This window comes from Phytohabitans rumicis (assembly GCF_011764445.1).
In the GTDB taxonomy this organism is placed as follows: Bacteria; Actinomycetota; Actinomycetes; order Mycobacteriales; family Micromonosporaceae; genus Phytohabitans; species Phytohabitans rumicis.
On sequence record NZ_BLPG01000001.1, the window covers coordinates 3,556,204 to 3,577,781 of the forward strand.

At 69.4% G+C, this 21,578-nt stretch carries 19 protein-coding genes and 1 pseudogene; 8 read left to right on the top strand and 12 right to left on the bottom strand.

The window, feature by feature from the left end; translation table 11 throughout:
- The first annotated feature begins 36 nt into the window (after positions 1–36).
- Positions 37–1,623, top strand: coding sequence for a peptide ABC transporter substrate-binding protein (locus tag Prum_RS15565; RefSeq protein WP_173077225.1), 1,587 nt, complete (start codon positions 37–39; stop codon positions 1,621–1,623).
- A 62-nt stretch (positions 1,624–1,685) separates the two neighbouring features.
- On the opposite strand, the pseudogene purH reads toward Prum_RS15565, so the two are convergent.
- Together purH and purN are read right to left on the bottom strand one after the other, a co-directional pair.
- Positions 1,686–3,235, bottom strand: a pseudogene (gene purH, locus Prum_RS15570) (bifunctional phosphoribosylaminoimidazolecarboxamide formyltransferase/IMP cyclohydrolase).
- Positions 3,232–3,843 carry a phosphoribosylglycinamide formyltransferase gene (gene purN / locus Prum_RS15575; protein ID WP_173077226.1) on the bottom strand — a complete coding sequence of 204 codons (612 nt, stop codon included), beginning with the start codon at positions 3,841–3,843 and terminating at the stop codon, positions 3,232–3,234. Before purN ends, purH begins: the two are co-directional and overlap by 4 nt.
- An 89-nt stretch (positions 3,844–3,932) precedes the next feature.
- Between purN and Prum_RS15580 the strand changes: the two genes are divergently transcribed.
- Both Prum_RS15580 and Prum_RS15585 read left to right on the top strand, forming a co-directional pair.
- Positions 3,933–4,445: a DUF4190 domain-containing protein gene (locus Prum_RS15580; protein WP_173077227.1), complete on the top strand. Its 513-nt coding sequence runs from the start codon at positions 3,933–3,935 to the stop codon at positions 4,443–4,445.
- A 75-nt stretch (positions 4,446–4,520) separates the two neighbouring features.
- Positions 4,521–4,754, top strand: a complete 234-nt coding sequence (locus Prum_RS15585; RefSeq protein ID WP_173077228.1) for a hypothetical protein — start codon at positions 4,521–4,523, stop codon at positions 4,752–4,754.
- 56 nt (positions 4,755–4,810) lie between these two features.
- On the opposite strand, the gene Prum_RS15590 is transcribed toward Prum_RS15585, so the two are convergent.
- Entirely contained in the window at positions 4,811–6,115 is a 1,305-nt protein-coding gene (locus Prum_RS15590) for a cell division protein PerM (protein ID WP_173077229.1), read from the bottom strand.
- 115 nt (positions 6,116–6,230) lie between these two features.
- Between Prum_RS15590 and Prum_RS15595 the strand changes: the two genes are divergently transcribed.
- On the top strand, positions 6,231–6,470 hold the full coding sequence (locus tag Prum_RS15595; RefSeq protein WP_173077230.1) for a hypothetical protein: 240 nt from the start codon (positions 6,231–6,233) through the stop codon (positions 6,468–6,470).
- Between the two features lie 59 nt (positions 6,471–6,529).
- Here Prum_RS15595 and sucD read toward each other — a convergent pair whose 3' ends face one another.
- From sucD to icmB, 4 genes are all read right to left on the bottom strand, one after another.
- On the bottom strand, positions 6,530–7,408 hold the full coding sequence (gene sucD / locus Prum_RS15600) for a succinate--CoA ligase subunit alpha (RefSeq protein WP_173077231.1): 879 nt from the start codon (positions 7,406–7,408) through the stop codon (positions 6,530–6,532).
- A 2-nt stretch (positions 7,409–7,410) separates the two neighbouring features.
- Positions 7,411–8,589 (bottom strand): ADP-forming succinate--CoA ligase subunit beta, encoded by a 1,179-nt coding sequence (gene sucC, locus Prum_RS15605; RefSeq protein ID WP_173077232.1) that lies wholly within the window; start codon positions 8,587–8,589, stop codon positions 7,411–7,413.
- Positions 8,590–8,695: 106 nt separating this feature from the next.
- Complete coding sequence (locus Prum_RS15610; protein ID WP_173077233.1) at positions 8,696–9,235, bottom strand: hypothetical protein; 540 nt, start codon at positions 9,233–9,235, stop codon at positions 8,696–8,698.
- Positions 9,236–9,517: 282 nt separating this feature from the next.
- Positions 9,518–9,922 carry a coenzyme B12-dependent isobutyryl CoA mutase small subunit gene (gene icmB / locus Prum_RS15615; RefSeq protein ID WP_173077234.1) on the bottom strand — a complete coding sequence of 135 codons (405 nt, stop codon included), beginning with the start codon at positions 9,920–9,922 and terminating at the stop codon, positions 9,518–9,520.
- A gap of 401 nt (positions 9,923–10,323) precedes the next feature.
- On the opposite strand from icmB, the gene Prum_RS15620 reads away from it, so the two are divergent.
- Both Prum_RS15620 and Prum_RS51560 read left to right on the top strand, forming a co-directional pair.
- The gene (locus Prum_RS15620; protein WP_173077235.1) at positions 10,324–11,043 is read left to right on the top strand and encodes a M23 family metallopeptidase; all 720 of its coding nucleotides are present in this window, start codon (positions 10,324–10,326) and stop codon (positions 11,041–11,043) included.
- Between the two features lie 648 nt (positions 11,044–11,691).
- Entirely contained in the window at positions 11,692–12,072 is a 381-nt protein-coding gene (locus Prum_RS51560) for a M23 family metallopeptidase (RefSeq protein WP_246277914.1), read from the top strand.
- Positions 12,073–12,608: 536 nt separating this feature from the next.
- Here the strand turns inward: Prum_RS51560 and pcrA are convergent.
- Entirely contained in the window at positions 12,609–14,960 is a 2,352-nt protein-coding gene (gene pcrA / locus Prum_RS15630) for a DNA helicase PcrA (protein WP_173077236.1), read from the bottom strand.
- Positions 14,961–15,113: 153 nt separating this feature from the next.
- On the opposite strand from pcrA, the gene Prum_RS15635 reads away from it, so the two are divergent.
- Together Prum_RS15635 and Prum_RS15640 are read left to right on the top strand one after the other, a co-directional pair.
- A complete protein-coding gene (locus Prum_RS15635) occupies positions 15,114–16,973 on the top strand; it encodes a bifunctional metallophosphatase/5'-nucleotidase (protein WP_173077237.1) in 1,860 nt (619 codons plus the stop codon).
- A gap of 251 nt (positions 16,974–17,224) precedes the next feature.
- On the top strand, positions 17,225–17,539 hold the full coding sequence (locus tag Prum_RS15640) for a chorismate mutase (RefSeq protein WP_173077238.1): 315 nt from the start codon (positions 17,225–17,227) through the stop codon (positions 17,537–17,539).
- Between the two features lie 22 nt (positions 17,540–17,561).
- Here Prum_RS15640 and Prum_RS15645 read toward each other — a convergent pair whose 3' ends face one another.
- The 4 genes from Prum_RS15645 to Prum_RS15660 are packed head-to-tail and all read right to left on the bottom strand — an operon-like array spanning position 17,562 to position 21,540.
- Positions 17,562–18,608 (bottom strand): ABC transporter ATP-binding protein, encoded by a 1,047-nt coding sequence (locus Prum_RS15645; protein WP_173077239.1) that lies wholly within the window; start codon positions 18,606–18,608, stop codon positions 17,562–17,564.
- A complete protein-coding gene (locus Prum_RS15650) occupies positions 18,601–19,638 on the bottom strand; it encodes an ABC transporter ATP-binding protein (protein WP_173077240.1) in 1,038 nt (345 codons plus the stop codon). The genes Prum_RS15645 and Prum_RS15650 overlap by 8 nt, the downstream gene beginning before the upstream one ends.
- An 8-nt stretch (positions 19,639–19,646) precedes the next feature.
- Positions 19,647–20,621 carry an ABC transporter permease gene (locus Prum_RS15655; RefSeq protein ID WP_173077241.1) on the bottom strand — a complete coding sequence of 325 codons (975 nt, stop codon included), beginning with the start codon at positions 20,619–20,621 and terminating at the stop codon, positions 19,647–19,649.
- Entirely contained in the window at positions 20,614–21,540 is a 927-nt protein-coding gene (locus Prum_RS15660) for an ABC transporter permease (RefSeq protein ID WP_173077242.1), read from the bottom strand. The genes Prum_RS15655 and Prum_RS15660 overlap by 8 nt, the downstream gene beginning before the upstream one ends.
- Positions 21,541–21,578 lie beyond the last annotated feature (38 nt).

Sequence of the window (21,578 nt, forward strand, 5' to 3'; positions counted from 1 at the left end):
TCATAGGGAGCCGACGACGAAATGGTGAGGGACAAAATGCTGCTCCACAGGCTCGCGCTCCCAATCGCGGCCGTCCTTGCTCTGACCGCGTGCGACCCGTTCGGTGGCGACGCGGCCAGCGGCGACGCGCCGGGGGTGGTCAGCATCCAGATCGGCGAGCCGCGACACATGATCCCCACCAACACGAACGACCCCAGCGGCATCCAGGTGCTCGCCGCCCTCTTCGCGCCGCTGGTCGACTACGACGAGAAACACCAGCCGTACGAGGTCGCGGCCGAGTCGATCAAGTCGACCGACCACAGGGTATGGACCATCACGCTCAAGGACGGCTATACGTTCCACAACGGCGAGAAGGTCACCGCCGACAGCTACCTCAACGCGTGGAACTACGGGGCGTACGCGCCGAACAAGCAGGCCAAGAGCTACTACTTCGCCAAGATCGCCGGGTACGCCGCGACCCAACCGGCCGGCGCCGGCACCGCCCCGGCCGCGAAGACCCTGTCCGGGCTGAAGAAGATCGACGACAAGACCTTCCAGGTGACGCTGTCGGCGCCGTTCACCGAGTTCAAGACCATGCTGGGTGACACCGCGTTCTACCCGCTCCCGGAGGCGGCCTGGCAGGCGCCCGGCGTACTGAACCCCGGCTTCGAAAGCGCGGTCATCGGCCAGGGCCCGTTCAAGCTCACGAAGAAGTGGGAGGTCGAGCGCTACGACGCGTACCCGGGAGAAAAGCCCAGCATCAGCGGCGCCGTCTTCCGCGTGTACGACAGCCTGACGTCCGCGTATGCGGACGTCCTCAGCGACGACCTCGACGTGATCCGCACGATCCCGGCGGAGAAGGTGGCCGGGGCGCGCGACGACCTCGGCGGCCGGTACGGCACCAGCCTCGACTCGACGATCCAGTTCCTGGCGTTCCCGGCGTTCCAGCCCGAGTACTTCAAGGGCAACGTGCGCCGCGCGATCTCCATGGCGATCGACCGGGACGCGATCGTGCGCACCGTCTTCGAGGACTCGCAGCAGCCGGCCCGCGCGTTCGTGTCGCCGATCGTGGCCGGCTACCGGGAAAACAGCTGCGGCGCGTCGTGCGAGTTCGACCCCGCCGAGGCCAAGCGCATGTACGCCGAGGCGGGCGGCCCGGCGACGCTCCAGATCAGCTACAACGACGACGGTGGGCACCAGGCGTGGGTGGAGGCGACCTGCGCACAGTTGCGCACCAACCTGGGCGTCCAGTGCACCGCCGTCCCCGAGGCCGGCTTCGGCGACCTGCTCACCAAGGTCGAGCAGCGCAAGCCGGTGGGCATGTTCCGGATGGGCTGGCCGATGGACTACCCGTCGATGGAGAGCTACCTCGCCCCGCTGTACTCCACGACCGGCTCCTCCAACTACGCCGGCTACAGCAACCCGCGCTTCGACACGCTGGTCAGCGAGGCGATGCAGGCGTCCAACGAGGCCAACACGATCAAGAAGTACCAGGAGGCCGAGGACATCCTCGCCCGCGACATGCCGGTCATCCCGCTCCGCTTCGGGCAGAACAACTTCGGCTACTCAAGCAAGGTGAGCGACGTAGCCCTCGACCTCTTCGGCCGCGTCAACCTGCTGAAGCTCACCACCTCCTCGTCGTGATCAAGGCGTCCTTCAAGTCGCTGGAGCGACTTGAAGGACGCCTTGATCACGACGGAGACGGGCTAGTGGAAGAAGTGGCGGGTGCCGGTTAGGTACATCGTCACGCCGGCGGCCTGGGCTGCGGCGATCACCTCTTCGTCGCGTACCGAGCCGCCGGGCTGGACGATCGCGCGCACGCCGGCGTCGATCAGCACCTGGAGCCCGTCCGCGAACGGGAAGAACGCGTCCGAGGCGGCCACCGAACCGGCGGCCCGCTCACCTGCGCGCGTCACCGCGAGCCGCGCCGAGTCCACCCGGTTGACCTGACCCATGCCCACTCCCACGGTGGCTCCGTCGTGGGCCAGCAGGATGGCGTTCGACTTCACCGCGCGCACCGCCCGCCAGGCGAACAAGAGGTCGTCCAAAAGGCCGGCCGCACCGGAGACCAGGCGCCAGGACGCCGGGTCGTCGCCGGGCGCGTCGATGCGGTCGGACAGCTGGACGAGCACCCCGCCCCCACCGGCCGCCACTCCGCCGGCAGCGGTTGGAACGGTGGCGCCAGCAAGATCCGCAAGTTCTTCTTCGCGGAGAGCACCTCCACGGCACCCTCCTCATAGGACGGCGCCACGATGACCTCGGTGAAGATGTCCGCGACCTGCTTCGCCATTTCCACCGAGACCTCGGTGTTTACCGCTATCACGCCGCCGAACGCGGAGACCGGGTCGCACGCGTGTGCCTTGCGGTGGGCGTCGGCCACGTCCCCCGCCACCGCGATCCCGCACGGGTTGGCGTGCTTGATGATCGCGACGGCGGGCTCGGTGAAATCGTGGGCAGCGCGCCACGCGGCCTCGGCGTCCACGTAGTTGTTGTACGACATCTCCTTGCCGTGCACCTGCTCCGCCTGCGCGAGGCCGGGCGGCGAGTCCGGGTTGGCGTACAGGGCGGCCTGCTGGTGCGGGTTCTCGCCGTACCGCAGCACGTTCGACCGCCGCAGCGCCAGCCCGGCGAACGCGGGCCACCCATCCGGCGACGGGTCCAGCGTCGAGCTGCACCATTGGGCGACCGCCAGGTCGTACTCGGCGATGTCCGCGAAGGCGCGGGCCGCGAGCGCCCGGCGCTCCGCGAGCGTGAAGCCATCGCCGCCGAGAGCGTTCAGCACCAAGGGGTACGCCTCAACGGAAGTGACCACCGCGACGGAGGCGTGGTTCTTGGCGGCGGCTCGCACCATGGCCGGCCCGCCGATGTCGATCTGCTCGACGCACTCGTCCACGCCCGCGCCGGACGCCACCGTCTCGTGGAACGGGTAGAGGTTGGACACCAGCAGGTCGAACGGCCGTACGCCCAGCTCCTCCAGCTGCGCGGCGTGGGCCGGCAGCCGCAGGTCGGCGAGCAGCCCCGCGTGGATCGCCGGGTGCAGCGTCTTCACCCGGCCGTCGAGCGTCTCCGGAAAGCCGGTCACGTCTTCCACCCGGGTCACCGGCACGCCGGCCGCCTCGACGGCCTTGGCGGTGGTGCCCGTGGAGACCACCTCGACACCGGCCGCGTGCAGCGCCTGGGCCAGCTCGGGCAGCCCCGTCTTGTCGTACACGCTGAGCAGCGCACGCCGGATCGGACGGCGACCGTCGGACCTCATGGGATCATGACCCTTCTTCCGGTGATGGTCCAGCCCTCGCGGACCAGGCGGCCGACCGACTCGACGAGCTGGCGCCGCTCCGCTTCCTTGATGCGCTCGGTGAGCGTGTCTTCCGTGTCGTCGGGCAGCACGGGCACGGCCACCTGAGCGATGATCGGTCCGGTGTCGACGCCGGCGTCCACAAAGAACAGAGTGGCGCCGGCCAGGCGTACCCCATAGGCGAGCGCGTCGCGCGGACCGTGCATGCCGGGAAATGCCGGCAGCAGCGAATTGTGCGTGTTGATGTACCGGTCGCCGAAGGCGGCCAGGAACTCCGCGCCGACCAGCTTGAGGAAGCCGGCGGAGATGACCAGGTCCGGCTTGTGCTCGGCGACGTGGGCGGTGAGGGCGGCGTCCCACCGCTCGCGGGTGGGATAGGAGCGCACCACGTCGACGAAGGTGGGCACGCCGGCCGCGGCGGCCCGGTCTAGGCCGGCGATGCCGTCGCGGTCGGCACCGACCGCGACGACCCGCGCGCCGTACGCCGGGTCGGCGCTCGCGTCGAGAAGGGCCTGCAGATTGCTGCCCGAGCCGGAGACCAGGACCACGAGGCGGGCGGGTTCGCGCACGTCAAAACCCTACCGGGACGGTCAGGAGTGGCGGCCGGCAGGTACGCTGCCGGTCGCTGAGATACACCGTCATCGACAAGGAGCCTTCGATGCAGCCCGGCTATCCCGGCCAGGACCCGAATGACCAACCGCAATACGGTCAACCAGGTCCGGCGCAACCACCGTATGGCCAGCCGCAGTACGACCCGCAGTACGGCCAGCCACAGTATGGCCAGCCGCAATACGGTCAGCCGCAGTACGGCCAACCCGCCTACCAGGACCCGTACGCGCAGCAGCCCCCGCAGGCGCCGATCTACCCGGGCGCCGGCTACGGCGCGCCGGGCCCGGTCCAGGGCCCGAACAACACCCTGGGCCTCGTCGGCATGATCCTCGGCATCGCGGCGATCCCGCTGGGGCCGTGCTGCACGTTCATCGGCGTGCCGCTCGGCATCGCCGCCCTCGTGCTCGGCTTCCTGGGTAAGAACAAGGTCGACCAAGGCTTGGCGAACAATGCCGGCCAGGCGAAGGCCGCGATCATCTGCGGTGGAATCGGCATCGCGCTGGGCATCCTGTGGGTCGTCCTCAGCCTCGCGTTCAACTGGAACAGCCTGGTCACGAGCTAGGTGTCGCTCTTGACGAACGTGTGACCAACCGCGAGCATCGTCAAGTTCATCGAACACTTTGGGGAGGAATAGAACATGGCATACCCGCCGCCGCCTGCGGCCCAGCCGGCCAGCGACAAGACGACCCTTTGGGGCGTTCTCGGCATCGTGCTCGGCCTCATCTGCTGCCCGATCCTGGGCGTCGTCTTCGGCGTCCTCTCGCTGCAGGAGTCGAAGAAGGCCGGCAAGCCGCCGACGCTGGCCTACGTCGCCTTCGCTGCCGCCGCGCTGAACCTGGTCTTCGGGATCATCTACTACGCGGCCCGGTAGTACACGGCCGACCACACGGTGGGGCGCTCCGGCTTCGGGGCGCCCCACGGTGCTGTCTACGGCGTGAAGATGCGGGTGGCCGTCGCGCCGATCAGCGTGCCCACCGCGACGATCCCGGCCGCCAGCGCCGCCACCTGCCACGCGACCGGGCCGATGTCGGCCATCCGGCCACCGCCGAGCGATCCGCCCGAGAGCACCGCCGCGCCGCCCAGCACGAGGCCGGCGACCGGCCCGGCCAGCAGCGCCGCGCCCAGCACCCGCGGCCACCGCACCGCCCGGTCCGCCCGCGCCATCCGGCGCGCCTGCAGCCACCCCGCGAGCATGCCGGCGACGACCGGCAGCGCGAGCAGCGCGGCACCCGCCCCGCCGAGCGGTCCGTCCGGCAGTCCAGCCAGCAGTGGTACGGCGGGGAGCGCTCCGACGGAGACCTCGGTGGTCCGCACGACCGTGTCGGTGCCGACCGCGAACCCGGGCCCGAGCAGGTACGCGGCCGCCCACACCGCGGCGTTCGGGGCGTACGCCACGCAGACCAGGGTGATCCCGGCCTGCCCGGCCACCCCCGTGCGGTACGCGCCGATGATGTCGCTGGCGTGCCCTCCGCCCAGCGCGATCGCCAGCCCGGCGAGCCCCGCACCGGCGCCCAGCACCAGGAACGCGGCGACCACTCCGGTGCGTACGCCGTCGCGGAGCACGGCGGGGATCCGGCGGGCCAGCACGCGCAGCGCGGCGGTGGTACGCAGCGCGCCGACGAGCGCGGCCACGGCCCCGAAAGCGGCGAACGTGAGCCCGGCTCGGAGCGGGGACGCCGACACGTCTCCGGTGTTCAGGATGACCGCGCCGAGGAGGCCGAGCACCCCGTACCCGATGCCGACCGTGCCCGCGACGGCGAGCGCCTGGGCCGGTGACCCGTGGTGCCGCGCGCCGATGGCCCGGGCGACGTGTACGCCGGCGCGGGACACCCGCCACGCGGCGAACACGCCGAGGGCCAGCGGTGCCAGCCCGATCGGGCCGGCGGGGGTGTCCAGCGGCACGCCGTGGCCGAGGAGCCAGCCGGCGAGCCCGACGCGGGCCGCGCCCGGAAGCGAGCCGGCGTCATCGGCGAGCCGGGTGAGGCTCATGACGACCGCGACCGGCAGGTACGACAGGACCGCCGCCCAGACCGTGGCGACGGCGGCCGCGACCGGGAGTGGGGCCCGGCGCTGCTTGCGGGTGCCACCCGGGCGCTGGCGCGGCAGCCGGACGGTGGGCCGGTGGGCGAGGTCGCCGCCCGCTTCCGTTTTTTGGGGCTGCACGGTGATGCGCACGGTCTCCCTGGTCGCCGGGTCGACCGGGTCGGGCTGGTCAGGGGTCGTCGCGGGCATCAGGCCCTACTTTGGCACGCCGCGGGGCCGGCCGGAGGGCGACACCACCGTCGATCATGGCGTTCGTCAGCCAAAATGCGGGCAAATTAGGACGTACTAGCGTTAGCCTCTGCCCATGAGCGAACCGTACCCACCACCGGCAGCGGCCCCCTCCAATGACCGGACGACGCTGTGGGGCGTCCTGGGCATCGTCATCGGCCTGATCTGCTGCCCCATCCTGGGCATCGTCTTCGGCGTCCTGTCCATCCGCGATGCGAAGCGGGTGGGAAAGAGCCAGGTGCTGGGCTGGGTAGCCATCGGCCTGAGCGTGCTCAGCCTGGTCGGCAACAGCATCTTCTGGATAGCCCGCGACTAGTGCAAGGAAGGGCCCCTGTTAACGCTATTTGCATAGCAAGGGGCCCTTCCTAACACCTCTTAGAACAGGGCGCGCATCAGGCCGGCGGTTTCGGTCGGGGTCTTGCCGACCTTGACGCCGGCGGCCTCCAGGGCGAGCTTCTTCGCCTCCGCGGTGCCGCTGGAGCCGGAGATGATGGCACCGGCGTGGCCCATGGTCTTGCCGGGCGGCGCGGTGAAACCGGCGATGTACCCCACCACCGGCTTCGTCACGTTGGCCTTGATGAAATCCGCGGCCCGCTCCTCGGCGTCACCGCCGATCTCGCCGATCATGACGATCGCATCCGTCTCCGGGTCGTCCTGGAACGCGGCGAGCGCGTCGATGTGGGTGGTGCCGATGACCGGGTCACCGCCGATGCCCACGCAGGTGGAGAAGCCGATGTCGCGCAGCTCGTACATCATCTGGTAGGTCAGCGTGCCGCTCTTGCTGACCAAACCGATCCGGCCGGGGCCGGTGATGTCGGCCGGGATGATGCCGGCGTTCGAGGCGCCCGGCGAGGCGATGCCGGGGCAGTTCGGGCCGACGATGCGGGTCTTCGCACCCTTGGCCCGGCTGTACGCCCAGAACGCCGCCGTGTCGTGCACCGGGATGCCCTCGGTGATCACCACGGCGAGCGGGATCTCGGCGTCGATCGCCTCGATCACGGCGGCCTTGGAGAACGCCGGCGGCACGAAGATGACCGTGACGTCGGCGCCGGTCTCCTTCATCGCGTCGGCCACACCACCGAAGACCGGCAGCTGGTTGCCGTCGAAGTCGACCGTCTGGCCGGCCTTGCGCGGGTTGACCCCGCCGACGACGTGGGTGCCGGCGGCGAGCATCCGCCGGGTGTGCTTGGACCCCTCGGAGCCGGTCATCCCCTGAACGATGACCTTCGAGTCCTTGGTCAGCCAGATTGCCATGATCAGACTCCTGCCGCGGCGAGCTCGGCGGCGCGCTGGGCCGCTCCATCCATAGTGTCCACCCGTTCGACGAGCGGGTTGGCCGCTCCCTCGAGGATGGCCCGGCCCGCCTCGGCGTTGTTGCCGTCGAGGCGCACCACGAGCGGCTTGGTGACCTGCTCACCGCGCTGCTCCAGCAGAGCGAGCGCCTGGATGATGCCGTTGGCCACCTCGTCGCAGGCGGTGATGCCGCCGAAGACGTTCACGAAGACGCTCTTGACCGACGGGTCGGACAGGACGATCTCCAGGCCGTTGGCCATGACCGCCGCGCTCGCGCCGCCGCCGATGTCGAGGAAGTTCGCCGGCTTCACGCCGCCGTAGTTCTCACCCGCGTACGCGACCACGTCGAGCGTCGACATGACCAGGCCCGCGCCGTTGCCGATGATCCCGACCTCGCCGTCGAGCTTGACGTAGTTGAGGTCCTTCTCCTTGGCCCGCTGCTCCAGCGGGTCGACCGCGGACTGGTCCACGAGCGCCTCGTGCTCCGGGTGGCGGAAGGACGCGTTGGCGTCCAGCGTCACCTTCGCGTCGAGGCACAGCACCTGGCCGGTGTCCGTCTTCGCCAGCGGGTTGACCTCCACCAGCGTCGCGTCCTCGGCGATGAACGCCTGCCACAGCTTGACCGCGATCGCGGCGACCTGGTCGGCCACGTCCGCCGGGAAGCCCGCCAGCGCCGCGATCTCGCGGGCCTTGGCGTCGTCGACCCCCTCGTTGGCGTCGATCGCGACCTTGGCGACCTTCTCCGGCGCCTCCTCGGCGACCTGCTCGATCTCCATGCCGCCGGCGACGCTTGCGATGCACAGGAACGTACGGTTCGCCCGGTCCAACAGGTACGAGAAGTAGTACTCCTCGGCTATGTCCGCGGTCACCGTCAACATCACCTTGTGAACGGTGTGACCCTTGATGTCCATGCCGAGGATGTTCGTGGCGTGGGCCACCGCCTCCTCGGCGTTCTCGGCGAGCTTGACCCCGCCGGCCTTACCCCGGCCCCCGACCTTCACCTGGGCCTTGACGACCACGCGTCCGCCAAGGCGCTCGGCGATCGCGCGGGCCTCCTCCGGGGTCGTAGCGACGCCACCGGCCAGCACGGGCAGGCCATGCCGGTCGAACAGCTCGCGCCCCTGGTACTCGTACAGGTCCACGTAGCACCCTCAGCGTGAGAAAATGGGTTGATTGCCGGCAGCCTATCGACCGGTGCACCACCGGCAACCAAACGGGTGCGCGGTGTGCCCTAATACACACACCGCGCTAGTTGATCGGCACCCGCCCGGCCGAGAAGTGGGCGATGGCTCCCATGATCTCCGCCTCGGGCTTGTCGGCGAAGTTCAGCGTCGCGGTGAAACCCGTACCGAAGAAGAGCTGCTGCATCCCGGAGTCGAGCGCGGTGAACGCGCCGAGGTTGGCCCCGGTACGCGGATCGTGCGGCCGCACGCACACCATCTTCTCCAGCGCCCAGCGCCGGCGGTACACCTGCGCGATCGCCTCCCACGGCAGCCAGATCGCCTGCCCGCGGGTGGGCCGCGTCTTGATCCACAGACCGGCCGGTCCGACCGCGAGCACCGGGCCGCCGGAGGTCATCAGGTACACCTGCAGCCCGAAGATCAGGCCGAACAGCGCGAGGAGGCAGCCGGCGATGGCCAGCGTGACGACCACGTCACCGCTGCCGGCGCCGGAAAGGCAGCCGAAGAAGAGCGATACGCCGACCGCGAAGCCGCCGAAGAGCAGGAGCCGCTTCTGGACGCTCGCCCGCACGATGTACGGCTGGTCCTCGGGGATCCGCTTGGTCACGGGCAACTGCGGTGGTGGTGGTTGGTGCCAACCGCCTTGTGGCGGCTGCTGCCAGCCGCCCGGCGGCGGCGGTTGCTGAGGGGGATGGTCACGGAATCTTTTTACCGGGCCTGCGTAACCCCTCGTGAAGGGCATCGTTGATTCAGATGTCAAAGCGATACAGCAGCGACGAAGACGGCCGATGCCCTGTCGGTCGAGGGGTGGCGGCGGGGCATCGTGCATAGAGAGGCCGGACGTGTGAGGGGTGCGTCCGGCCTCTCACCTATTCACCACCAGTAGCCGTCACGCTACTGATTGCGCGACATTCTCGCGTACCCATCCCACAATGGACTGCGTGGTTGCACCCGGAGTAAATATCTTCGCTACTCCGAGTCGCTCCAACTCCGGGATGTCGGCGTCCGGGATGATTCCGCCGCCGAAAACGACGATGTCGGCCGCGCCGCGCTCTCCCAGCAGGTCCACCACCCGCTTGAAGAGCGTCATGTGCGCGCCGGACAGCACGGACAGCCCGACCGCGTCGGCGTCCTCCTGGATGGCGGTCTCGACGATCTGCTCCGGCGTCTGGTGCAGCCCGGTGTAAATGACTTCCATGCCGGCATCGCGCAGCGCCCGCGCGACCACCTTGGCGCCGCGGTCGTGCCCATCCAGGCCCGGCTTGGCGACGACGACCCGAATCCGCGCGCTCATCAGCACCACCCCTCCGGCCGCACTACTCTCCTGAACGAACGGTAACCCTACGGACGCGCTGCGGAACATCCGGGATCACGCAGGACCTTCGCCGTCCAATGAGGATGGCAAGCATATGCCGCTGTTGAATGTGTCACATGACTATCAGTACTACTCGATGTGACTGAATGCTACTAACGAGCCTACGTACAAAAGGTTACGAATTCCGGCATTCCACAACGGACGGTGTCGAGAACTGTAGCGAATTTGCCCGTCTGGCTTGTGACACGCCCACGGATTTAGCTACGGTGTCCAGCGGTTGTCATTCCGGACCCCGCGGGCTGGCAACGCGGTCACCGAGCGTTCACCCCCGATTTCGACGCCGGTACGACCGCCGACCTGACCGACAACGGAGGGTGTGCGTGCGCCAGCGCCTGTCGTCTGAGCCCGACCGATATCGCGGTCGTCGCCGCGTCCCCACCCCTCCACGTAGCCGCTACGCGGCCGTCGTCACCACCGCATTTGTCGGTGCCGGCATTGTCGCGCTCGGCGCGGGTGCGATGCCCGATGCAAAGACCGTCGACCCGTCCGCGGTCGCCGACCTCGACCAGACCTCCACCCAGCAAGATCTCGCCGAGCGCGCCGAAGACGCCGACCGGGCGTCCCGTGGCGACCGGTCCAGCACCAACTCGACCGCCCAGCCCGCGCCCGACGACGTCTGGCTGCTGCCGCTGCACGACTACGAGTTCACCTCGGCGTACGGGATGCGCTGGGGTCAACTGCACGCCGGTGTCGACCTGGCAGCCCCGGAGGGCACGCCGTACCGGGCGGTGCACGCCGGCGTGGTGAAGCTGGCCGGCTACTACGGCGGCTACGGCTACGCGGTGATCGTCGACCACGGCAACGGCATCGAGACCATCTACGGCCACTCGTCGCAGGTGCTGGTCAAGGCCGGACAGCAGGTCAAGGCCGGCGACACCCTCGGCCTGGTCGGTAACACCGGGCACTCGTACGGTAACCACCTGCACCTTGAGGTGCATGTCAACGGTGAGCCCCGGGACCCGATCCCGTGGTTCCGTGAGCGCGGAGCGGACATCAAGCTACAAGTCGAGGCAATTTACGGCGACGTAGCCGCATCCTGACCCTGCGTGTTGTCCCATCAACCGCCCACGCCTCCTGGCATGGGCGGTTTTTTCTCCCCTCTGACCAGGCAAAGTTCGGCGCGTCACACAGCAAAGAGTGACCGAGGCCACGCCTGAGCACGCGGTAGCTACCGGTTAGTAGACCGCAAATGCGGGCAAAGAAGCCCGCCCTCCGGCGTGGGAGCACCCATGTCTGTCACGCCCCGTATCCGTGGTTAACGGCTCGCAACCCAACATTTTCGAGTCCGTGCAAGCAACCACGGAGGTTCCCCCCGTGCACCAGAGCGATACCCCCCGTCGCCCTCGCGGCCCCGAAGTGATCAGGCATCGGGTCCGCGCCCGGCTCGCCGGCCGCGCCCGAATCGTCGTACCGACCGCCGTCGCGCTGGTCGGGCTGGCCCTGACCGGCGTCTCGGCCGCCGTCACCGGCGGTGGTGGCGACGCCGCCCCGGCCGAGCTGGCCGCGGTCGCCGCCGGCCAGGACGCCCGTACCGGCGCCGCGGAGCGCGCCGACCGGGCCCAGCGCGCCGCCCCCAGCCCGTCCGCGTCCACCCCGTCAACCACCCCTCGACCGCCAAGGCCCCCGCCGCCGCGGCCGCCCCCAAGGCAACGACCACCACCAAGGCGGCGCCGGCCTGGGTCAGCCCCATGCCCGGCGCCGGCACCACCTCCTGCTTCGGCATGCGCTGGGGCGTCCTGCACGCCGGCATCGACCTGGCCGCCGACGCGGGCACGCCGATCCACGCCGCCGGCGCCGGCACCGTCGTCGGAGCCGGCTGGCTCTACACCGGGTACGGCATCTCGGTGGTCATCGACCACGGCAACGGCTACCTGACGCACTACGCCCACCAGTCGAAGGTGGCCGTCCAGGCCGGCCAGAAGGTCGTAGCCGGCCAGCTCATCGGGTACGAGGGCTCCACCGGCGACTCGACCGGGCCTCATCTGCACTTCGAGGTGCACCAAGGGCTCTGGAACCAGATCGACCCTGCTCCTTGGATGCGCGCCCGGGGCGTGAATCTCGGGTGCTGAGGGTGGGGGTTTTGGGGGCGTTAAGGGTCCCTGGGTGCTGTCAAGCGGCGCCGGTTGGTCGCTTGCCGGCCAGTGGACTTGGTGGGGCAGGGCGGGATCTTGCGCCCGGACGTGTCCGACATAACCGGACCCAAGATCCCGGCGTACCCCACCAAGTCGAGCGACCAAATCGATCTAGGAAGATCGACGCCAGCCTGCGGTGAGAGCACTTGCCCTGACGCTAACCTCATGATCACCGCGACAATCGGGCTACCGTCCGAGTGGTCAGGGAACGGCGCCACCATCGGCGACGCATCTTGCGCTGTACCGGGTTCCCCTACCTACCCAGCCTTGGGGACCCCGCTCACGCCAGATGCCCCAGTGGGGGCGCCCTACTGACGCAGGCGCGCACGCGACCCCGCCGGCCTCGCCTCGGGCGGCCTCAGGCGGTGCGCCGATCAAGGATTTTCGCGTCGATCAAGGGCGAACGGTCGTGGATTGGAGATCAAAGCACGACCGTTTGCCCTTGATCGACGCCAAAGGGCGCGGGGCGGGGGTTAGAGCTTTTCTATGGGGGCGTGGCGGAGGACGATCCACATGACCTGGTCGCCGAAGTCGACCTTTGCCTGGGTGCGCGCGCCGTAGCCCTCGACCTCGACGACTCGGCCCAAGCCGTAGCGCTGGTGGTTGATGCGGTCGCCGGCCGAGACGCTGGGCACCTGCGGCAGGTCGCTCGCCGTGGCCAGCTTCGCCCCGTCCACGCCGAGCCGCTCGGCCAGGCGGGCGGCCTTTGCCGTACCCCCGGCGAAGCTGCTGCGCTCCCCGCGACCGCCGCCGATACCCCCGCCCGTGCCGGACCAGGACGTGTACGCCGACTCGGTGCGCTCCCAGTGGACCAGCTCGGTCGGCAGCTCGGCGAGGAACCGCGACGCCGGGTTGTACTGCGGCTGACCCCAGGCGCCTCGGGTGACCGCCCGGGAGATGTAGAGCCGGCGCCTGGCCCGGGTGATGCCCACGTACGCCAGCCGGCGCTCCTCCTCCAGCTCGCGGTTGTCGCCCAGCGAGCGCAGGTGGGGGAAGACGCCGTCTTCGAGGCCGGACAGGAACACCACCGGGAACTCCAGGCCCTTGGCGGTGTGCAGCGTCATGAGCGTGACCACGCCTTGGTGCTCGGGGTCGTCGCTGGGGATCTGGTCGGCGTCGGCGACGAGCGCGACCTGCTCCAGGAAGCCGGCCAGCGTGGCAGTCTCGTCCTGCCCTTCCACCCGCTCGGTGTACTCGCGGGCCACGCTCACCAGCTCCTGGAGGTTTTCCACCCGGCCGGCGTCCTGCGGGTCAAGGCTCTCCTCCAGCTCGGCCAGGTAGCCCGAGCGCTGCAGCAACGCCTCCAGGATCTCCTCGGGCGGGGCGGTCGCGGCCTGCTCGCGTACCTCGTCGAGGAGGGTGACGAAGTCGGTGATGCCGTTGACCGCGCGGGTGGAGATGCCGGGGGCCTCGGCGGCGCGTCGCAGCGCGGCGCCGAACGAGATGCGCTCGCGGCTGGACAGCGCCTCGACGCACGCCTCGGCCCGGTCGCCGATGCCGCGTCGCGGGGTGTTGAGGATGCGGCGGATGCTCACCGTGTCGTCGTCGTTGACCACGGAACGCAGGTACGCCAGCGCGTCGCGGACCTCCTTGCGCTCGTAGAAACGCACCCCACCGACCACCTTGTACGGCAGGCCGACCCGGATGAACACCTCTTCGAAGACGCGGGACTGGGCGTTGGTGCGGTAGAAGACGGCGACGTCGCCGGGGCGGGCCTGGTCGGCGTCGCAGAGCCGGTCGATCTCGCGGGCCACCCAGTCGGCCTCGGCGTGCTCGGTGTCCGCGACGTACCCGACGATCTGCTCGCCCGCGCCCTCCTCGCTCCAGAGCCGTTTGGGCTTGCGGGACGTGTTGCGGTCGATGACCGCGTTGGCCGCGTTGAGGATCGTCTGGGTGGAGCGGTAGTTCTGCTCCAGGAGGATCGTGCGCGCGTCGGGATAGTCGCGCTCGAACTCCAGGATGTTGCGGATCGTGGCGCCGCGGAACGCGTAGATCGACTGGTCGGCGTCGCCGACCACGCACAGCTCCGCCGGCTCCAGGCCCGGCGTGCCGGACACCAGCTCCTTGATCAGTACGTACTGGGCGTGGTTGGTGTCCTGGTACTCGTCGACGAGCACGTGCCGGAACCGGCGCCGGTACGCCTCGGCCACGTGCGGATGCGACTGGAGCAAGTGGACGGTCGTCATGATGAGGTCGTCGAAGTCGAGCGCGTGCGCCTCCTTGAGACGGCGCTGATACAGCGTGTACGCCTCGGCGAGCGCGCGCTCGTTGGGCCCCTTGGCCCGGTCGGCGAACGACTCGGGGTCGACCAGCTCGTTTTTGAGGTTGGACACCTGGGCGGCCAGCCCGCGGGCGGGGTAGCGCTTGGGGTCGAGGTCGAGCTCGCGAGCGACCATCTGCATCAGCCGGCGCGAGTCGTCCGCGTCGTAGATGGAGAACGTCGACTTCAGCCCGGCGTGCTCGTGCTCGGCCCGCAGGATGCGCACGCACGCGGAGTGGAACGTGGACACCCACATGAGCCGGGCGCGCCCGCCCACCAGCGCGGCCACCCGCTCCTTCATCTCGCCGGCGGCCTTGTTGGTAAACGTGATCGCGATGATCTGGCCGGGATGGACGTCCCGGGCGGCCAGCAGGTACGCGATCCGGTTGGTGAGCACGCGGGTCTTGCCGGAGCCGGCACCGGCGACGATGAGCAGGGGTGAGCCGGCGTGGACGACCGCGTCGCGCTGCGGGCCGTTGAGGCCGGCGAGCAGCTTTTCCGGGTCGGGCCGGTGGCGCCGCGGCTTTTCCGGCGCATCGGTGGGGGGTTCGAAGAGAGCATGCATCGCAGGGGCGAGTCTATGCCGAGGGACCGACACAACTTCTCCGCGCGCCGGACGGCTACTAAATCGTCACCCGGCGGATCTGGTGCGATCATCCCCTAAACGAGCACGATGACGCATGTTGTCCTGCGCATATGCGAATTAGGGAGAGACACGATGACCCCACCGCGCTCGCGCGGCCGGGCGGTACTGCGTCACCTCGCCGTACCCGCCCTCGCGCTGGCAGTAGTCGCCACGGTGCCGTTCAGTTCCGACGACTCCTCGAAGACCGCGCAGGCCGCGGCCTGGACGCCGATGTCGCCCGTCTCCGTCACCTACGGGGGTGGCCAGCACGGCGGGACCGCCAAGGGCAACCTGCTCGGTTTCAACGACTTCCACGGCGCGATCGACCCGCCCACCGGCAGCGGCGGGCTGGTCAACGGCAACCCGGCCGGCGGCGTCGAATACCTGACCACCTGGCTCAAGAGGCTCCGCGCGGAGGCCGGCGCCGAAGGGCGCCAGTCGATCACCGTCGGGGCCGGCGACCTGGTCGGCGCCACGCCGCTGGTCAGCGCGGCCTTCCACGACGAGCCGTCCATCGAGCTGCTCAACAACGCGGGCCTGCAGGTCAGCTCCGTCGGAAACCACGAGTTCGACGAGGGTACGACGGAACTGGCGCGCCTGCAGCGGGGCGGCTGCCACCCGGTCGACGGTTGCCAGGACGGCGACGGCTTCAAGGGTGCGAAGTTCAAGTACCTGGCCGCCAACGTGGTCAAGAAAAGCACCGGGCTGCCGATCCTGCTGCCCGTGGACATCAAGCAGGTGGGCGGCGTACCGGTCGGCTTCGTCGGCATGACGCTGAAGGGCACCCCCTCGATCGTCAACCCGGCCGGCATCAGCACGGTCGAGTTCCGCGACGAGATCGAGACCGCCAACAAGTGGGCCGCGCTGCTGCGCCTCGCCGGCGTCAAGTCGATGGTCCTGCTGATCCACGAGGGTGGGGCCCAGTCGCCGCCACCCACGCCGCAGCCGGTCGACGGGTGCGCGAACTTCGCCGGCCCGATCACCAACATCGTGGCCGGCCTGCGGCCCGAGTTCGGCATCGTGGTCTCCGGCCACACGCACCGGTTCTACTCGTGCCAGCTGCCCAACTCCGCGGGCGCCCCGACGGTCGTCACCAGCGCCGGCAGCAACGGCGTCCTGGTGACCGACATCGACTTCACGCTGGACAAGCGCAGCGGCAAGTTCGCCGAGGTCGCCGCGCGCAACGTCATCGTGGAGAACGGCGTACGCAACCCCGACGGCACCTGGCAGATCGGCCCGGGCGGCGTGCCCGTGCGCAACCCCGACCTGGTGGACGCGAGCGCGAAGGTGATCGCCGACAAGTACCGGACCGCGGTCGCACCGATCGCCAACCGGGTGGTCGGCAAGATCACCGCCGACATCACCACGGCCACCACGGCCGCCGGTGAGAGCGCACTCGGCGACGTGATCGCGGACGCGCAGCTGGCGTACACGACGTCGGCGGCGGGTGCGCAGATCGCCCTGATGAACCCGGGTGGCATCCGGGCGCCGTTGACGTTCGCCAACTCGCCCGGCGGCGAGGCTCCCGGCGACGTCACGTACGGCGAGTGCTTCACGGTGCAGCCGTTCAACAACCTGGTGGCGACCCAGACCCTCACCGGCGCACTGCTCAAGGAGGTGCTGGAGCAGCAGTTCGTGGGCTTCGGCGGGCAGACGGTCCAGCGCATCCTGCAGGTCTCGGCCGGCTTCACGTACTCCTGGGACTCGACGCAGGCGCCCGGCTCGAAGGTCAGCAACCTGGCCCTGAACGGCGTGCCGATCGACCCGGCGGCGACGTACCGGGTGACCACGAACGACTTCCTGGCCAACGGCGGCGACGGGTTCACCCGGCTCACCGCCGGCACCGACCGGGCCACCGCGCCCGGGTTCGACGTGGACGCCCTGGTGGCGTACCTGGGCGCCGGCGCCCCGGTCGCCCCCGGACCGCAAAACCGCATCGCCAAGCTCGCCTGAGCGGTTAGGAAGGGCCCCCTGCTATGCAAAAAGTGATTGCAGGGGGCCCTTCCTTGCACGACGGCGGGCGGCGCTGGCATACTTCAGCCCGTGGTTCAGCAGGTGCGGCGTTACTTTAGCTACGGCTCCGGGAGTCCGGCAGCCGTAGGTCGCGCCTGATCACAAGACCTACCAAAGCCCCGGTCTCCTGGAGTCCGGGGCTTTCGTGCATCCGGGCTCCAGTGACCGGGACCCACGACAGGGAGTACGCGATGGCCACCGACGTGGTGGAGCAGCCCGGCAAGCCGGCCAACGGCCACGAGACGGGCACAGAGGCCCCAGACGCGGCCGAACGCATCATCGAGATACGGGAACGCATCGACGAGATCGACAGCGCCCTGATCGCGCTCTGGCAGGAGCGGGCGGCCCTGTCCCAGCAGGTCGGGGCGACCCGGGTGGCCTCGGGCGGCACCCGGCTCGTGCTGTCTCGCGAGCGGGAGATCCTGGACCGCTTCCGCAACGCCCTGGGCACCGACGGCACCCAACTGGCCCTGCTCATCCTCCGCGCCGGCCGCGGCCCCCTCTGAGGAGGGCCGCGCCGGTACGGGGCTAGATCGTCCGGGTCGGGAGCTCGGTCAGGTCGCCGGCCTCGTGGGTGGCGACGATCTCGCGCTTTTCGGCGAAGTGGCAGGCGCTCGGGTGGTCGGAACTGTCGCGGACCTCCAGCGCCGGCACCTCGCGGGCGCAGATCTCCTGCGCTTTCCAGCACCGGGTACGGAAGCGGCACCCGGACGGCGGGTTGGTCGGGCTGGGCACGTCGCCGGTCAGCCGGATGATCGCCTTGTTCCGCCGGCTGTTCGGGTCGGGCACCGGCACGGCCGAGAGCAGCGCCTGGGTGTACGGGTGGGTCGGCCGCTCGTAGATCTCGTCCTCGGTGCCGACCTCGACGATCTTGCCGAGGTACATCACCGCGACCCGGTCCGACAGGTGCCGGACCACCGACAGGTCGTGCGCGATGAAGATGTACGACAGGCCGAATTCGTTCTGCAGCGTCTCCAGCAGGTTCATCACCTGCGCCTGGATCGACACGTCCAGGGCGCTGACCGGCTCGTCGCAGACGATGATCTCGGGCCGCAGCGCCAGCGCGCGGGCGATCCCGATGCGCTGCCGCTGGCCGCCGGAGAACTGGTGCGGGTAGCGGTTGATGTGCTCGGGGTTGAGCCCGACCACCTCCAGCAGGTCCTGCACCTTCTGCCGCCGGCTGCCCTTGGGCGCCACCTCCGGATGGATCTCGTACGGCTCGCCGACCAGGTCGCCGACCGTCATCCGGGGGTTCAGCGAGGTGTACGGGTCCTGCATGACCAGCTGGATGTTGCGCCGGAGCCGGCGCAGGCCGCTCGCGCTCAGCTTGTAGATGTCCTGCCCGTTGAACGTCACGCCGCCGCTGGTGGGCGTCTCCAGGTGCATAAGGACGCGGGCCAGGGTCGACTTGCCGCAGCCGGACTCGCCCACCACGCCGAGCGTCTCGCCCTTGTGCAGGTCGAACGTCACACCGTCGACCGCCTGGACGTGCCCGATGGTCTTCTTGAAGACGATCCCGCGGGTCACCGGGTAGTACTTGACCAGATCGCGGACCTCGAGGATGGTCTCAGTCACGGTTCACAAGCTCCTCGGCGAAGTGGCAGGCGCTGGCCCGCGAAGGACCGAGCTGGAGCAGCGGCGGCACCTTCTCCGTACACACCGGCTGCGCCATGGGGCAGCGCGGGTGGAACGGGCACCCGGACGGGATCTTCAGCAGGCTGGGCGGGAGCCCACGGATCGTACGGAGCTGCTGCCCCTTCTCGTCGATGCGCGGGATCGACTCCAGCAGCCCGATCGTGTACGGGTGTGCCGGCTTCGCGTACAGCTCGTGTACGTCGCCTTCCTCGACGATGCGGCCGGCGTACATGACCGCGATGCGGTCCGCCACGTCGGCCACGACGCCCAGGTCGTGGGTGATGAGGATCAGGCCCATCTGGCGCTCGCGCTGCAGGTCGGCGAGCAGGTCCATGATCTGCGCCTGCACCGTCACGTCGAGCGCCGTGGTGGGCTCGTCGGCGATGAGCACCTCGGGGTCGAGCGCCAGCGACATCGCGATCATCACGCGCTGGCGCATGCCGCCCGAGAACTGGTGCGGATACTCGTTCACCCGCTGCTTGGCGTTGGGGATCTGGACCTGGTCGAGCATCTCGGCGGCGCGCTTCTTCGCGTCCCCTCGGCTCATTCCGCGCCGGATCCGGAACTGCTCGGCGACCTGGAAGCCGACCGTGAAGACCGGGTTGAGCGCGGACAGGGCGTCCTGGAACACCATGGCGATGCCCTCGCCGCGGATCCGCCGCCGCTCCTCGGAGGACATCTGCAGCATGTCCTTGCCGTGGAAGCGGATCTTGCCGCCGGTGACGAAGCCGGGCGGGGTGTCCAGGATGCCCATGATCGTCTGGGCGGTCACGCTCTTGCCGGACCCGGACTCGCCCAGTACGGCGAGCGTCTCCCCGGCGTCGACGTGGTACGTCACACCGTTGATGACATTGGCGATGCCGTCCCGGGTGCGGAACTCGACGCGCAGGTCCTCGACCTCGAGCAGGCGGCCGGTGGGGTGACCGGCCTTGGCCGCCTCGGGCTGCTCGGCTACGAATACGTTGGACAACGGATCTCCTACCGGAGCTTCGGGTCGAGGGCCTCGCGGACCGCCTCGCCGAGCATCACAAAGCTCAGCACGGCGGCGACGAGGAACGCGGAGGGGAAGACCAGCCAGTACCACGCGACCCGGAGGTAACTCTGCGAGTCGTTGATCATGACGCCCCAGGACACGACCGGCGACTGCAGGCCGACGCCGAGGTAGGACAACGTCGCCTCGGCGCCGATGAACACGCCGACCAGGATCGTCGCGTACACGAGCACGGGGGCCAGGCAGTTCGGGATCAGGTGCTTGAAGATGATCCGGGTGTTGCTGGCACCCAGCGCCCGCGCCGCGATCACGTAGTCCGCCCGCTTGGCGGCCAGCACGCTCGACCGCATGATCCGCATCGCGACCGGCCACACAAGAACGATCAGTGCCATGATGACCAGGCCGATGATCTTCCACTGACTCGCCGTGGCGCCCTTGGGGTTGAGCGAGAAGAGGATGACGATCGCGCCGAGCACGAACGGCAGCCCGAAGAAGATGTCGGCGATGCGGGACAGCAGCGAGTCGACCCAGCCGCCGCGGAAGCCGGCGAGCACGCCGACCAGGCTGCCGACCACCACCGTGCCGAACGTGGCGGTGACGGCCACGATGATCGACGCGCGGGCGCCGTAGATCGTGCGGGCGTAGATGTCCCGCCCCTGGATGTCGTAACCGAACCAGCCGTGCGCGCCGGGGCCCTGCAGGCTCCGGCTGAGGGTGCCCTGGGTGGGGCTCTCGTTGGTGAACAGCCACGGGAACGCGGCCATCAGCACGAACAGCAGGATGAACGCCGCGGAGATCCAGAAGAGAGGCTTGTGGCGCAGGTCGTACCAGGCGTCGCCCATGAGCCCGCGCGGCTTGTCGCGTTTCGGCGCGGCGCCCGCCGGCGGGGCCGTCTCGACGACGGCACCGGGCTGCTCGGGTGGCGGGGAGGTGACCAGCGAGCCGGAAGTGGGGTCACTCATAGCGGATCCTCGGGTCGAGAGCGGCGTAGAGCAGGTCGACCAGCAGGTTCATCAACAGGTAGACCAGCACCAGGACGACCACGATGCCGACCACCGTCGCGCCTTCCTTGGTGACGATGGCCCGGAAGACCTCCCGGCCGATGCCGTTGATGCTGAAGATCCCCTCGGTCACGATCGCGCCGCCCATCAAGGCGCCGAGGTCGGTGCCGAGGAAGGTGACCACGGGGATAAGCGAGTTACGCAGCAGGTGTACCCCAACCACCCGGCGCTGCGGCAGACCCTTGGCGATCGCCGTGCGGACGTAGTCGGAGCGCTGGTTCTCCGCGATGCTGGTGCGGGTGAGCCGGGCGACGTACGCCATCGACCCGCTGGCCAGGACGAAGCCGGGCAAGATCAACTCACTGAACGCCGGCGGGTTGGAGACGGTCGGGTTGACGATGCCCCACCGCACGCCGAAGAGGTACTGCAGCAGGAAGCCGGCGACGAACACCGGGATCGCGACGAGGAAGAGCGTCGAGACCAGGACGAGGTTGTCGACGAAGCCACCCCGCCGCAGACCCGTGATCACGCCGGCGGTAAGGCCGATGACGCCCTCGATCAGGAGGGCCACCATCGCCAGCTTCAGCGTGTTCGGGTACGCCTGCACGATGATGTCGCTGATCTCGCGACCGCCGAACGTCGTCCCGAAGTCACCCCGCAAGAGGTGACTCATGTAGAAGAAGTACTGCACCGGCAGCGGGTCGTCCAGGTGGTATTTCTCGGTCATCGACTGGACGAAGGAGTCGGGGCAGGGGCGCTCGCCGCACTTGCCCGCGAAGGGGTCGCCCGGCACCGACCAGACGAGCCAATAGATCAACAGCGTGGTCCCGAAGAAGACAGGGATCAGCTGGAGCAGCCGCCTCAAGACGTAACGGCCCATGGGTCCTCCAGATAGCGGCGTCCTGATTGACGCCCGGA

What these genes read in the sequence shown, in the direction of transcription:
- Prum_RS15590 (WP_173077229.1), bottom strand. Translation starts at nt 6,115, where the DNA reads ATGCCCGCGACGACCCCTGACCAGCCCGACCCGGTCGACCCGGCGACC.
- Prum_RS15635 (WP_173077237.1), top strand. Translation starts at nt 15,114, where the DNA reads ATGACCCCACCGCGCTCGCGCGGCCGGGCGGTACTGCGTCACCTCGCC.
- pcrA (WP_173077236.1), bottom strand. Translation starts at nt 14,960, where the DNA reads ATGCATGCTCTCTTCGAACCCCCCACCGATGCGCCGGAAAAGCCGCGG.
- Prum_RS15640 (WP_173077238.1), top strand. Translation starts at nt 17,225, where the DNA reads ATGGCCACCGACGTGGTGGAGCAGCCCGGCAAGCCGGCCAACGGCCAC.
- Prum_RS15595 (WP_173077230.1), top strand. Translation starts at nt 6,231, where the DNA reads ATGAGCGAACCGTACCCACCACCGGCAGCGGCCCCCTCCAATGACCGG.
- Prum_RS15565 (WP_173077225.1), top strand. Translation starts at nt 37, where the DNA reads ATGCTGCTCCACAGGCTCGCGCTCCCAATCGCGGCCGTCCTTGCTCTG.
- sucD (WP_173077231.1), bottom strand. Translation starts at nt 7,408, where the DNA reads ATGGCAATCTGGCTGACCAAGGACTCGAAGGTCATCGTTCAGGGGATG.
- Prum_RS15585 (WP_173077228.1), top strand. Translation starts at nt 4,521, where the DNA reads ATGGCATACCCGCCGCCGCCTGCGGCCCAGCCGGCCAGCGACAAGACG.
- Prum_RS15580 (WP_173077227.1), top strand. Translation starts at nt 3,933, where the DNA reads ATGCAGCCCGGCTATCCCGGCCAGGACCCGAATGACCAACCGCAATAC.
- Prum_RS15660 (WP_173077242.1), bottom strand. Translation starts at nt 21,540, where the DNA reads ATGGGCCGTTACGTCTTGAGGCGGCTGCTCCAGCTGATCCCTGTCTTC.
- Prum_RS15655 (WP_173077241.1), bottom strand. Translation starts at nt 20,621, where the DNA reads ATGAGTGACCCCACTTCCGGCTCGCTGGTCACCTCCCCGCCACCCGAG.
- icmB (WP_173077234.1), bottom strand. Translation starts at nt 9,922, where the DNA reads ATGAGCGCGCGGATTCGGGTCGTCGTCGCCAAGCCGGGCCTGGATGGG.
- Prum_RS51560 (WP_246277914.1), top strand. Translation starts at nt 11,692, where the DNA reads ATGCCCGGCGCCGGCACCACCTCCTGCTTCGGCATGCGCTGGGGCGTC.